Source organism: Xylanibacter muris, from assembly GCF_013166605.1.
Taxonomy (GTDB): domain Bacteria; phylum Bacteroidota; class Bacteroidia; order Bacteroidales; family Bacteroidaceae; genus Prevotella; species Prevotella muris.
Genome location: NZ_JABKKF010000004.1, coordinates 1 through 13,401, shown reverse-complemented (window position 1 = coordinate 13,401; position 13,401 = coordinate 1). Strand labels below are relative to the sequence as shown.

Sequence of the window (13,401 nt, the reverse complement as noted above, 5' to 3'; positions counted from 1 at the left end):
GTAATGAGTTTGTGTCTGTTATTTCTTCCTTTGTCTTACAATCACTTTGTCATTGGCAGTCAGTCCCGGTATGTCAACATTGTATGTAACTCCGTTAGGAATAAGGAATGTGTATTCATAGTGGCCTTTGGAGGTTAGTTTCCATGATGCCTCTATGTCTCCGTATGGCGTGTGTGTCTTTGCACGCGCCCAGGTGATGCGCGGTTGGTATGCCATGGTGGGATGGTCTGCCGGACGTCTGTCTGCATGCGGACTCAGTATTACATGGCTGAATCCTGATTTTCCGGGCCGTATGCCGGCCATGTAGGCATACATCCATTCAGCCACGGCACCGTATGCGTAGTGGTTGAAAGAGTTCATGTTCCAGTGGTGTTTATGGAAACCGTCTTCTTTGGTGTATGAGTCCCACCGTTCCCATACAGTGGTTGCACCTTGGTCTATACTGTACAGCCATGATGGGTTTTTACGTTGCAGGAGAAGTGAATAGGCGAGGTCGTCCATGTCGAGTTTTGAGAGGGTGGTGCATAAAAGACCTGTGCCGATGAATCCTGTTGACAGTTTGTAGCCGTTTGTCTCAATCTTCATCCGCAGTGAATCCTTTGCTGCCTCTCTGTACTGTTCGGGCAGCAGATTCATGTTGAGTGCAAGAATGTATGCTGTCTGCGTTTTTTCCCGTAGTTCGCCGTTGGCTTCCATATATCTTCTTCTGAATTCTTCAGCAATGTTGTCATACAGTTTTCTGTAGCGCATCATTTCCTGTCGTTTGCCAAGTGTACGGCTTATACTGTCCATCAGTTGTGCGGAATAGGCATAATATGCCATGTTCACGAAGCGTCGTTCCAGTTCGTCGTATGCAAGCCAGTCACCGGTCTTCGGTTCTCCGCCTATGTAATTGTATGTTACTGAATCTGTTGAGCCTTTCTTTTCAGGAACGGTTTCTTTCTGTGTCGCGAGCCACTCCATCCATCGGGTCATACTCTCGTAGTTTTCTTCCAGAATCTTTCTGTCGCCTGTCATGTCGTATACGACCCATGGCACAATCACTCCCGCGTCTCCCCATGCTCCCGTACCGAAGCCCCAAAAATTCGGAAACGGGGCTATGTCGGGATATGCTCCGTCTTCGCGCTGTGAGTTACGCATGTCCCGCATCCATTTTCGGTAGAAATCCTTCACGTCGGAGTTGTATAACGCTGTGCGGGCAAAGATATGGGTGTCACCGGTCCATCCAAGCCGTTCGTCGCGTTGAGGACAGTCGGTGGGTATGCTTAGAAAATTGCCTCTTTGGCCCCACCATATATTTCTGTAAAGGCGGTTGATATCAGTATCGGAGCATTCGAATTCTCCCCATTCCGTTATTTCCGAGCCTACCACCTGTCCCGTTATGCTGCGTATCTCGACATCGTCTGTGGCTTTTATTGATACATATCTGAATCCCATGAACGTGTGTCGCGGATGGTATTTCTCTCCTTTGCTGTTGCCGTTGAAGGTATATGATATTCTTGATTGTGCTTTTCTAAGATTATATGTCCATACGCTGCCGCCGGGTCCGTCGTCGAGACGTCCTTTTTGGTCACCGTTGTCGTTGAGCATCTCACCATGACAAAGCTCCATTGTAACTCCCTTTTGCGCTTTGGCCTCAAAGGCAATCCAGCCTACCATGTTCTGGCCGAGGTCTACCACGGCGGTCTCTCCTTTGTGAAGTGTGAATTTCTTGTTTTTGATGACCCTGTCTGTTTTTATCATTCCGAAGGCCGTTCCTGTGGGAATGGTGCTGCTGTATACTGTTATCGACTGCGGATGACGCCACAGCCGTTTGTCGCGTATGCGCACTTCCGGTCCTTCAAACGGAATGATATTTGCATTTATGTCACAAATGGTGTCGGCAGCCAGCCAGTTTGACGGAATACGGCGTGCGTCATAGATTTCTCCGTTGTATATGTCACCAGATATAAGCGGTCCCTCATTGGTGTATTCCCATGTGGTGTCTGTCGATGCGACAATATTGCCGTTTATTTCTATTTCGGCCATGAATGCCATCTGTGGGTTATTGCCGTAAACGCCACGGCTGATGCCTCCGCTCCACCACCCGTGGCTGAGTTGTGCCTGTATCTCGTTTTTTCCTTTGTGAAGATATGGAGTGAGGTCGGTTGACTGATATGTCACTTCTTTCCGGTAGTCTGTCCATCCCGGTTTCAGTTGATGTCCGTCGATATGCTTTCCGTTTACAATAATGTCGTAGATACCCAGTGCGGAGGCCCTTATCACGGCATTTTCCACATTCGTATCTATTATAATTGTTTTACGGAACAGAGGCATACCCATGTCTTCTTTCGCTTTGCCAGCATTCATTACGGCGTGTTTGTTGCCGGTTATCCATTGTGCCCTCCCTATGCTTTTTTCTGCATAAGCATTGGCTGTTGCCGTGATTCCCAGTGTCAGTGCGATTATTATGTTCTTTGTCAGATCGGAAGTTTTCATTTTTTTTATTGTAAGTCAGTAGTATATTTGATAATTTACCGTTTTATGTATAAAGGAATCGGTTAGTATATGCCGTTGTTATTTGAGCACCGGCCACCCCTTGTCGTCCCAGGTGATGGTTTTTTCTATGAGGATGGAAGCTCCGTTGCGTGCGATGCTGTATCCGTGGCATATAAAAATGTCTTCATTGTCAAAACGGTATACGGCACAATGGCCGGCGGCCTCAAGTTTTTTCTTGTCTCCTTCAAATATTACAAGACCTCCTCCTTCGTTCATGTCCTTTCCGTCGGGGCCGGTATACGGGCCTGCAACATGGCGGCTTCGTCCTACAGCCACTTTATAGGTGCTTTCCATTCCACGACAACAGTAGTCCCAAGATACAAACAGATAATAATAACCGTCATGTTTGAAAATGAAAGGTGCTTCCACTGGATTGGCATTCCCGTCAGTCTTGCGTCTTGCGATAGTGTGCGGTTTTTCACCCTTTGCAATGTGCATGGAAGTGTCGAGCCTCACAATCTGTATGCCGTCCCAAAAAGAGCCGTAGGCAAGCCATGCCTCACCGTTGCCGTCGATAACGAAATTAGGATCGATGGCGTTCCAGTTGTCCCGTTTTCCCTTTGAACATACTATTGCACCGTGGTCATTCCATATTGTGCCGGGCTCAAGTCTGTCGGCGGACATCAGTCCGATTGCCGATGTGTTTTTGCCGAAGGTGGAGCAGCTGTAGGCCATCCACCATTTGCCTCGGTGGCGGATAATGTCCGGTGCCCATACGTGTTTTTTGAATCCGGGCACAGAGTCGTGTGTCCATTGAGGTATGACACTCATTACAGGACCGGCAAGCGTCCAACTCTTCCTGTTGTTGGAAATGGCGTGTTGTATGCCGTGTCCGGTGCTGAATACATGATATCGTTTTCCGTCGAATGCCATCACAGGATCGTGCACCATTAGTGTGTCTGTTGCCGGTATGTCTGTGTGGCGGAGTGATTGGGCTTGTATGTTTACTGACAGTACTGTTGCCGTTGTCAGTATAATGGTTTTTATGTTCATAATGCGTTATGTTTTGGAGTTTTTTTATTCAGTATAATAGCAATAGACCGGCCGCAGCACAGTAGCCAATCATTTTTATAGGATTGATTTTAAGGAACATCGTGCCGATGAATGTTGCTGCAAACAATGCGCAGCTTATCCAGAACTGCCATGGACTTTCACTTGGAGTGGAAAAGTTTTCGGGAGTCATAAGTAGAAGTGTTGCGGCTCCGAGGAGACCGGCAACGGCAGGGCGGAGACCGGTGAATATGCTTTGTACGGCCGGGGTGTTCATATATTTCATAAACATTTTGCTTATGATAATCATGAGGATAAGAGAGGGGAGTACGAGGGCGAACGTGGCGGTGGCGCTTCCAAGAATGGCCATGGTGTTGCTCATACCGGCATTATGTATGGCTGTATAGCCACAGTAGGTGGCACTGTTTATTCCTATTGGTCCTGGTGTCATCTGGCTGATTGCCACAATATCCGTGAACTCACTTGTGGAGAGCCAGTGCCAGCGGTGTACCACTTCGGTTTGGATTAATGAAAGCATGCCGTAGCCACCTCCGAATCCGAAAAGCCCTATTTGGAAGAATGTTATGAAAAGATAGATATAGATCATAATTGCAGAATCGTTTTTTATTCTGTTGGTTTTATAAATTTGCCGTACACATAGCCTCCTATGGCAGCAAGTAGTATTATGAGTATCGGAGATACTCCGAAAGCCCAGATGGCAAGAGCGGACATGATAGGTATCCAACAGTTTGCCAGTCCTATTTTTGCACTTTTAGCAAGATTGAATGTTGGAACGGCAATGAGTGCCACCACGGCCGGACGTATTCCACGGAACATTGCCGCCACGGCTTTATTGTCTTGAAACTGGCGGAAAAACATTGCTATAAGCAGTATGATGATGAACGACGGGAGTGCTGTACCTATTGTAGCGCATATTGCTCCGCGTGTTTTTCTGAGCTTGTAGCCTATAAAGGTGCTTATATTTATGGCAAACACGCCCGGACAGCTTTGTGAGATGGCAAGAATATCTATGAAATCTTCCTTTGTCACCCATTTCCGTTTATCAACAATCTCAGACTCTATAATGGGTATCATGGCGTACCCGCCCCCAAGAGTAAACAATCCTATCTTGAAGAATGTCTTGAAACAGTCTGTGTATATATTGTCTTTCACGATGTGCTGTTAATTGAAAAAGCTGCGCCGGAAGTTCATAAGAACAGTGGCGCAGCATTAAAGATTAATAAGAAAATGTGTATTTTGTTTTTAGTATGGTTCCGTTACTGGCTTATTTTCCTTTCAACCCATTTGCGCGCATTTACGAAAGCCTCAATCCATGGAGTCACTTCGTCATCGCGGCGGTTGTCAGGATACCATGCGTTCTGCCAGGGGAATATTGCACGTTCAAGGTGAGGCATCATTGCCAGATGACGGCCGTCCGCACTGCATATACCTGCGACATTGTAGTCGGAACCGTTAGGATTTCCCGGATATCCTTCATAGTTGTATTTGGCAATTACGTTGTATTTATCCTCCGGTTCGGGAAGTGAGAACTTGCCTTCACCGTGGGCAACCCACAGACCGAGCTTGCATCCTCCCAATGAACCGAACATGACACTGTTGTTTTGTGGAATCCTCAGGCTGATAAACTCGCTTTCAAACTTGCGGGAGTTGTTGTGCTGCATTCTTGCACGGTTTTCATGTTCCGGATTGAGAAGATTAAGCTCAACCATCAGCTGACAACCATTGCATATACCCAGTGATAGGGTGTCCTTACGGGCGTAGAATTTGTCAAGGGCTTCCTTGGCTTTCGGGTTATAAAGGAATGCTCCGGCCCATCCTTTTGCAGAGCCTAATACATCGCTGTTTGAGAATCCTCCGCAGAACACAATCATATTGATGTCCTCAAGAGTCTCACGTCCGCTTATGAGATCGGTCATCATAACATCTTTAACGTCAAAGCCGGCAAGATAAAGAGAATATGCCATTTCGCGTTCTCCGTTTGTGCCCTTTTCGCGGATGATGGCGGCCTTTATTCCGCTTGGTTTGCGGCGCTCCGCACTGATGCCGTATTGTGCGAGCTTGCCTGTGAAACCGTTGCTGAACTTCATTTCAACAGGTTGACGCTTATAGTTTGCAAATCGTTCCTCAGCACATCCGTTCATGCTTTGTTTCCTGTCGAGCAGATATGATGTCCTGTACCATACGTCGCGGAGCTTGTCTATATCAAATTCGTGTTCGAAGTTGTCCAGCTTAACCGTTATTGTGCGGTTATCGGGGGTTGGGTATCCTATTTTTGCAAAGCCTACACCGGTATCTTCCATGAACGCGTAGAAATCGTCCTTATGCTTGTCGCTGATTTCAACGATGACTCCCGGATTCTCAGCCATCAGCGTTTTCACAATATCTCCGTCGCTGCAGATGTTGTAAAGGTTTATGCTTGCGCCACCTGCAGTATTGGCGAAGCACATTTCAAGAAGGGCGGTTATCATACCACCGGCAGAGATGTCGTGGCCGGCCATTATCCATCCGCGCTTTACAAGTTCCTGAACAGCGTGGAACGCATCGCGGAAGTATTCGGGATTTTTCACTGTCGGCACATCATCGCCAATCTTTCCAAGGCTTTGTGCAAACGCACTGCCACCGAGGCGTTGCTTGTCGAAAGAGAAGTCTATGTGGTATATGGATGTGTTCTTGTCGTTGACGAGCACAGGTGACACTACTTTTCTTATATCTGAAACTTCACCTCCGGCGCTTACTATAACTGTTCCCGGAGATATTATTTTCTCTCCGTTGGGATACTGCTGAGAGAGTGAGAGGGAATCTTTGCCTGTCGGCACATTCACTTGTATTGCGCAACAGAAATCAGACAGGGCTTTTACTGCCGTATAAAGGCGTGCGTCCTCGCCTTTCTGTGAGCGGCACGGCCACATCCAGTTTGCAGAAAGACTCAGACTGTCCATTCCGTCGGCAAGAGGAGCCCATACAATATTGGTGAGAGCCTCGGCTACTGAAAGTACGCTGCCTGCCTCGGGAGATGCCAGTCCGGCTTGTGGGGCATGGCCTATTGATGTCGCTATACCTTTTTTCCCACGGTAGTCCAATGCCACTACACCGCAGTCGCTGAGAGGCAACTGGATGCGTCCCTGACACTGCTGACGTGCGATCTTTCCGGTAACCGAGCGGTCGACCTTGTTTGTAAGCCAGTCTTTGCAGGCTACGGCCTCCAGCTGTAATACGCGCTCAACATAGTTGTCGAGTTGTGAACCGAAATCGGTGGAGGGGTCGTATGAATATGTTACGTCCTCATAATGGCGTTCCACTGTCTCGTCTGTCATTATGGTTTTGGGAGAGTGTCCGAACATCTGTGCCACGTCAAGGTCGAACGGTTTCACACCGTCACCCTGTACGAAAGAGAAGTGGGCGTCACCGGTAGTCTCACCGACTACATACATCGGGGCGCGCTCGCGTTCTGCTATCATGCGCACATGGTCTATATGCTTCTCGTCGATAAGGAGCCCCATTCGTTCCTGACTTTCATTGGCAATGATTTCCTTGGAACTGAGGGTCTTGTCGCCTATAGGCAACTTTGTCATGTCTATGCGTCCTCCGCATTCCTCGACAAGCTCTGACAGGCAGTTCAGATGACCGGCAGAACCATGGTCGTGAATACTTACCACAGGATTTGTATCTTCCTCGCATAATGCGCGTACAAGGTTGTATGCCCGTTTCTGCATTTCCGGATTTGCACGCTGAACGGCGTTTAGCTCGATGCCGTTTGAGTAACGGCCGGTGTCGACGGAGGATACGGAGCCGCCGCCAAGTCCTATGCGGTAGTTGTCACCGCCAACGACAACAACTTTGTTGCCTGTCTGCGGCTCTTTCTTCAGACAGTCGCGTTTGGTGCCGTAGCCCACGCCTCCGGCAAGCATGATGACTTTGTCGTATGCGTATTTTTCATTGCTCTCTTTATGTTCGAATGTGAGCACAGAACCGCAGATGAGCGGTTGCCCGAACTTGTTGCCGAAGTCGCTCGCACCGTTTGATGCCTTTATAAGGATTTGCTCCGGTGTCTGATACAGCCATTGACGCACGGGCAGGATATCCTCCCAGTCTCTTGTGCTGTCGGAACCGTTGTCGTGCAGTCTCGGATAGGCTGTCATGTAAACGGCTGTTCCCGCTATGGGCCACGAACCGGTTCCGCCACCCATTCTGTCGCGTATTTCACCTCCGGTGCCTGTTGCTGCTCCGTTGAAAGGTTCTACAGTTGTCGGGAAGTTGTGTGTCTCGGCTTTAAGCGATATAACGCTTTCTATGTCTTTGATTACAAAATAGTCGCTTGTGCTTTGGTCGCTTGGAGCAAACTGTTCCACCACCGGCCCCTGGGCAAACGCCACATTATCTTTGTACGCCGACAGAATCTTGTTGGGATTCTCGTTCGTGGTTTTCTTTATCATTGCAAACAGGCTTGATTCCATTTCCTGTCCGTCGATAATAAATGTTCCTCCGAAAATCTTGTGGCGGCAGTGCTCGGAGTTTATCTGTGCAAAACCGAAGATTTCAGAGTCTGTGAGCGGACGTCCCAACTCTTTCTCTATCTTGTGCAGATATTCTATTTCTTCTTTAGACAATGCGAGACCTTCCTGCTCGTTATATTCCTCAAGGTTATCGACATGCTTGATTGGTTCCGGCTGGTGGTTTATCGTAAAGATATCCTGGTCAAGACCCTCGTACATTCTTTGAAGCATAGGATCGTGATCCGCGTCCTTTGAATTTACGGGGAAATATTCTTCTATGCGTGAAATGCCGTTGAGACTCATGTTCTGGGTAATCTCTACGGCATTCGTACTCCAAGGAGTGATCATCTCACGGCGAGGACCTATGAAGAAACCGTTGATAGTATCGCTTTCTACAAGGGTCGCGTCTCCATAAAGCCAACAAAGTTCATTAATCTCTTCGTGAGTCAGCTGATGGTTGGTCTCAGTTGCTATCACGCTCTTTTGGGGAGTCTTGAAAAAAAGTATCATACCTTTTATATATTATTATGAATTTTCTGCTGCAAAGTTAATACAAAAATCCGATTAAATGAAATCAATGATATTATATTTTGCCGGTGCTGTTGTTCTATTGTATATGTTTATTGTTCGATAAATAACAATTTGAAGACTTTTTGTTAATAAATGTGTTAATGTTTCACAAATATGAAAAATATAGTTGTTATGTGTTCTGTTTATGAGTATATTTGCATAAACTTATTATCGAATCATTTTAAAAATAAAGGCTTATGTTAAATTGTAGTATTAATGTTCAGAATATCCAGGATTGCCTTGATTCATATATGCTTAGAACAGGTAAAGTGGAAATAGATGAGATTGAGGCCAACAAGGAATTGGAGCGTGCCGGATTGATGAGTGATGATAATTCAAAACCGGGGCGTCCGTTGAGAGAATTTCTCAGTGCTTTACGTGATGCGAACAAGTTGCCTCAGAACATAAGGCAGCTTTATGGCGCGTGGAAGATAAAGCATTCCAAAACAATAGCAAAGGTTCTTCAGATATTTCAGTTTTAGAGCATAAGAAGAATATATTTTTTTGATATATGAAAGAAGCGTTATTTTATATAATGCCTTTCCATATTATTTATATTCAAACGATTCGTCGGCAAGATGATGGATTTGAAAAAGATGGGCCAACGGATAAATGTATGACTCATCAGTAAATGTAAGACATCGCTAAGACACCCTCCGTCTCCCTCAGAAAATAGGAGCAGAAAGGAAGCGTGTATGGAAGAGCCCTTCCAAATCCCCAAAGGGGAGAGACAGGAAGCGAATGTGGAGGTGTTAGGGGTGTATGAAAATGCTTATCCAACAAGTAGGGACATCGCTTTGCGATGTGTACAATGTATATTACAACTGAGCTGTTTATTAGAATGTATGTTTTCCGGCTGTCGCGTGCCAAAGGAAAATTCCTATATCACGGATGCAATCCATGCCATGTTGTTGTATCAGGCAACTTTATAGTTGTTAAAAGACAGGTGTCTGATAACAGTGTATATATTGTCCTATAAAGGCAACGATATTGATGATTGTGTTGATTCCCGTTAAATAAGATTAATTTGCTATCACTTTCTATGTTTTTGTTCGTCATATAAATAACTTTGCAAATTCAAAGGGATAATTTAAATGAATTTAAGATAACAATAAAGTATAAAGAGATGAATAAAAAAACAATGGTTCTGCCTCTTTTGGCAGCATGTTTGTTGGCTACAGGTTGTGCCAGCAAGAAAGATTTGGTGAATTGTCAGACAGAGAACAAGGAACTTACGCGCAACTATCAGGATGCCAAGGAACAGCTTGCGGCCAGCAAGGCACGTGTGGTTAGCCTTGAAGAGCAGCTTGCGGCGCAAAAGGAATTGCTTGCGGCGCAGAAAAAGGCCTATGCGTCATTGCAGAATTCTCTTGACAAGAGTCTTACGAACGCAAGCCAGAATAATATCAGCATAGAGAAGCTTGTTGACCAGATAAATGAGTCAAACCAGTACATCCGGCATCTTGTTGAGGTGAAGAGCAAGAGTGATTCTCTTAATATGGTGCTTACAAATAACCTTACCCGTTCTTTGAGCAGGGAGGAAATGAAGGAAGTGGATGTACAGGTGCTTAAGGGAGTCGTATATATTTCGCTTGCCGACAATATGCTTTATAGAAGCGGAAGCTATGAGATTAATGACCGCGCTGCCGAGACATTGAGCAAAATTGCGAAGATTATCAAGGACTACAAGGACTACGATGTTCTTATCGAAGGTAATACTGATAATGTTCCTGTGAACGCTTCTGCCGCTTCAATGAAGAATATACGCAACAACTGGGACCTCTCCTGTTTGCGTGCGTCAAGCGTAGTGCAGGCGTTGCAAAACCAGTATGGCGTGGATCCAAAGCGTCTTACAGCCGGTGGACGTGGAGAGTATAATCCTGTTACAAACAACAGTTCCGATGTGGCAAGGCAGCGTAACCGCCGCACACAGATTATCATCACACCGAAACTCGACCAGTTTATGGATTTGATTGACAAGGCTCCTGACGCAGAATGATTCTGTTGTTTTCGGTTATAAATGATAATGCCCTGATTCCTAATCATGCAGGAATCAGGGCATTATTGTTTTCGTATGTGTCGTTGTTGTCACTGTCTGTTATTCATCACGGCTTTTTTGTTCTTGCCGTCTTGCCTTATTATCACTATGCCCTTGTATGGGCTGCCGTTGTCGAGCTTTTTTCCGTCAAGAGAATAGGTCTCGTATGGCTTTGACATGTCAATATCCTGTTCGGCAGACTCTATGCCTGTTCCCTTGGTAATGCCTTTTACAGTCATGCTCCTTATCTCCCATGTGCATGCCACGCTTGATGTGCTTGTGTACCGGAAGCCGATTTTTACCTTTTGGCCGCAGAACGACGACAGGTCTATGTCTTCAACTTTCCTGAATGTCCATGATTTGCCGTCCGGCCAGATGTCCCCGTCGAGTTCGGTTTTCGTTCCATTGTAGCTCACGGTTATAGATAATATCTGTGCCGGTGTGTTTGGCGATGCGAAGTTTACGGCATGCTCTATATTCATTGTTGCCGATTGCATGTTGGTAAGGTCTATTTCAGGAGTATATAGTGTGGCATCGGCCTCAGAACGTTTCTTTGTGGAGCCGTTGTATGATGTTGCGGTCCATCCGTAACTTGTGCTGCGTGTCCACACTTCGTCCACCGTTGACGGTTGTATTTGGGTCTCGCTTGTACAGTTTCCGTTTTCTGCCGTGAATCTGTATGAATATACCGTTTTCTCTGTAGGTTCGTCCGGAGTTTCTCCGCTGCCTCCATTATAATCAGACGACTTCATTGTAGTTGCAGGATCGAAGGCGTAGTCCACGCTGTCTCCCCATACGTATTCCATCAGGTTGGGGAAGTCAATGTACGGATTGCGGTTGCCCTGTATCTTATACACTTCGTTGTTGCGTTTTATTTCCACTTCGTCTACAAAGTCCTCCTTTGCCCATTTTATATACAGTTCGTATGCCCATTTCTTTAGAGTAGGGTAGCTGCCCTGTTGAAGTGAATGCAGGGCTTCTGCGTTTTCCCATGTATAATCCTGATATGCTGTGGCCATATACATGTACCCACGTGCAAAATCGCCTTTCCACCGGTTGTTGGGCTGCCATACTCTGAAACCTTCTGTTCCGTTGCCTACTTTTATACATCCGTTGTCGTATGAAGGATTTCCCTTGACCACTCCCATGCCGTAGTTGCTTTTCGATGAGTTGGCCTTTGAGTCGCTTGGCATAAGGTTGAAAAGATCTTTATATGCCTGTCGCGTAGAGCCCCCCCACCAGCTTTTGGGAAAGGAGTGTTCTATGTTCTTTCCGTCTGCTGCCGAGCCTCTGTTTCCGAACATTGTTTTTATGTTGCTGTATCTGTCTATCACATAGCCGTCATCATCCATGTCTGTGACATAGAATCCCCACCATGTGTGGTTTTGCCCGCTGCCGTAGTCCAGAACTTTCGCGTTTTTTATGATATTGTGTATGGCGGTTTTAAGTTCTGCACCTTTTTTCCCTTTCAGTGAAGAGTAGTATCCTTCCGGTATTTGTGCCATGCCGGATGCGGATGTTATTGTAAATGCTGTTGTCAGTAATGCTTTGAGATAACTTTTCTTCATAGATTTTTTATTTTAAACTTCGTTTTTGAATAAACGTTTTGCCTCTGCATAGTCAAGATGCCTCCGGCTTCTGCATTCGGCTTGCTGCTTGTTTTAGTATTCGGACGTTGTTACAATCATAGTCACGCATATCTCGCATGTAAAATGTGTGTGCGTTGAATTTGCAAAGTTAATGTTTTAATTCTTAAATCCCAACAACATTCTTTAAAAACATTATTTCTTTGCTTTCTTATGCCGATAAACATTGGTTTGATGAAAATGTCCGTTATGCGAATGACAGTATATGGCATTTATGAGTGTCATCATGATAAGCAAAATGAAGACTGTTCGTTTTGTAATACTTGAATGTTTTTCTTATAACCTACATTTTCCCTTTTGTTTTGTAATAAAAAATCCTATTATATCCTTAGCTTCCTTTTCGTGGTTTCCTTGAATTTTGTAACCATCTGATATACAGGATGTTCGTGTCCGTTGAAACAGGGTCCGGAAAAGGGGGTGTCATTCTCTTTCAGTGAATGGCCTGTTCATGACCGGTGAATGGCATGTTCTCTGGCGATGAACATGCCATTCACCGTAAGAGAATATTACATGCGCTTGTCTGTGTAATGTTTTTTTTAAAAATCCCGCCGGTGCCGTCTCTTGTCCTTCCGGTGCCCGTGCGCCCTTTCCGCCGTCTCCTTCCCCTCCTTCGTTGTCCCCGCGCCTCCCTCCGTCTCCCCTCGCTTTCGTCCTTCGTCGTCCTCTCGGCCTGCCGCGCCCCCGTCTCCGTCCCGCTCCTCCTCGCGTACATTATATATATGTTTCCTTCTCCTGATATATATCCTTCTCCTATAATATATGTGTTCCCTTTTCCTATAGTATGCCCTCCTTCGGTCCGTCATCCTTCCTCTTCCTTCGCGTTTCTCTCTTCCCTCCATTTTCCGTTTGTTTTCTAAATATTTGTTAATTTTATAAACATTTTCCATCTCCCTCTTTGTCGTTTGTTTTAAAGTTGTTACCTTTGCACTCGCTTTTCAGGTGAGTCGCCTGTTTGGCATATATGATAAAGAGTTCTTTGAAAGACTGAGACAGAGAGAAGTAGTACAGATGCGCAATTTCATATTGCGGTTTCGGGCGGCCTTTTTTATGGTCCGTCCGTTACAGGTTTTTTGCGTTCCGAATAGGATTAGAAAAAAGGCCTTTG

General features: G+C 45.8%; 9 protein-coding genes. 2 read left to right on the top strand and 7 right to left on the bottom strand.

Annotated elements, in window-relative coordinates:
- Nucleotides 1-18 precede the first annotated feature (18 nt).
- The 5 genes from HPS56_RS05465 to purL form a co-directional block, all read right to left on the bottom strand.
- The gene (locus HPS56_RS05465) at nt 19-2,478 is read right to left on the bottom strand and encodes an alpha-L-rhamnosidase (RefSeq protein WP_172275158.1); all 2,460 of its coding nucleotides are present in this window, start codon (nt 2,476-2,478) and stop codon (nt 19-21) included.
- A gap of 78 nt (nt 2,479-2,556) precedes the next feature.
- Complete coding sequence (locus HPS56_RS05460) at nt 2,557-3,531, bottom strand: family 43 glycosylhydrolase (RefSeq protein WP_172275156.1); 975 nt, start codon at nt 3,529-3,531, stop codon at nt 2,557-2,559.
- Nucleotides 3,532-3,559: 28 nt separating this feature from the next.
- Nucleotides 3,560-4,135: a chromate transporter gene (locus HPS56_RS05455; protein WP_172275154.1), complete on the bottom strand. Its 576-nt coding sequence runs from the start codon at nt 4,133-4,135 to the stop codon at nt 3,560-3,562.
- 17 nt (nt 4,136-4,152) lie between these two features.
- Nucleotides 4,153-4,701: a chromate transporter gene (locus HPS56_RS05450; RefSeq protein ID WP_285822027.1), complete on the bottom strand. Its 549-nt coding sequence runs from the start codon at nt 4,699-4,701 to the stop codon at nt 4,153-4,155.
- Nucleotides 4,702-4,805: 104 nt separating this feature from the next.
- Nucleotides 4,806-8,552: a phosphoribosylformylglycinamidine synthase gene (gene purL / locus HPS56_RS05445; RefSeq protein ID WP_172275152.1), complete on the bottom strand. Its 3,747-nt coding sequence runs from the start codon at nt 8,550-8,552 to the stop codon at nt 4,806-4,808.
- Between the two features lie 311 nt (nt 8,553-8,863).
- On the opposite strand from purL, the gene HPS56_RS05440 reads away from it, so the two are divergent.
- On the top strand, nt 8,864-9,094 hold the full coding sequence (locus HPS56_RS05440) for a hypothetical protein (RefSeq protein WP_172275149.1): 231 nt from the start codon (nt 8,864-8,866) through the stop codon (nt 9,092-9,094).
- Between the two features lie 644 nt (nt 9,095-9,738).
- Complete coding sequence (locus tag HPS56_RS05435; RefSeq protein WP_172275147.1) at nt 9,739-10,611, top strand: OmpA/MotB family protein; 873 nt, start codon at nt 9,739-9,741, stop codon at nt 10,609-10,611.
- A gap of 89 nt (nt 10,612-10,700) precedes the next feature.
- On the opposite strand, the gene HPS56_RS05430 is transcribed toward HPS56_RS05435, so the two are convergent.
- The gene (locus HPS56_RS05430; RefSeq protein WP_172275144.1) at nt 10,701-12,218 is read right to left on the bottom strand and encodes an endonuclease I family protein; all 1,518 of its coding nucleotides are present in this window, start codon (nt 12,216-12,218) and stop codon (nt 10,701-10,703) included.
- Nucleotides 12,219-12,832: 614 nt separating this feature from the next.
- A complete protein-coding gene (locus HPS56_RS05425) occupies nt 12,833-13,135 on the bottom strand; it encodes a hypothetical protein (RefSeq protein WP_172275142.1) in 303 nt (100 codons plus the stop codon).
- Between the last annotated feature and the right edge of the window lie 266 nt (nt 13,136-13,401).

Excerpts from the sequence above, each read along its gene's own strand:
- HPS56_RS05465 (WP_172275158.1), bottom strand. The coding sequence starts at position 2,478 with ATGAAAACTTCCGATCTGACAAAGAACATAATAATCGCACTGACACTG.
- HPS56_RS05460 (WP_172275156.1), bottom strand. The coding sequence starts at position 3,531 with ATGAACATAAAAACCATTATACTGACAACGGCAACAGTACTGTCAGTA.
- HPS56_RS05455 (WP_172275154.1), bottom strand. The coding sequence starts at position 4,135 with ATGATCTATATCTATCTTTTCATAACATTCTTCCAAATAGGGCTTTTC.
- purL (WP_172275152.1), bottom strand. The coding sequence starts at position 8,552 with ATGATACTTTTTTTCAAGACTCCCCAAAAGAGCGTGATAGCAACTGAG.
- HPS56_RS05440 (WP_172275149.1), top strand. The coding sequence starts at position 8,864 with ATGCTTAGAACAGGTAAAGTGGAAATAGATGAGATTGAGGCCAACAAG.
- HPS56_RS05435 (WP_172275147.1), top strand. The coding sequence starts at position 9,739 with ATGAATAAAAAAACAATGGTTCTGCCTCTTTTGGCAGCATGTTTGTTG.
- HPS56_RS05430 (WP_172275144.1), bottom strand. The coding sequence starts at position 12,218 with ATGAAGAAAAGTTATCTCAAAGCATTACTGACAACAGCATTTACAATA.
- HPS56_RS05425 (WP_172275142.1), bottom strand. The coding sequence starts at position 13,135 with ATGGAGGGAAGAGAGAAACGCGAAGGAAGAGGAAGGATGACGGACCGA.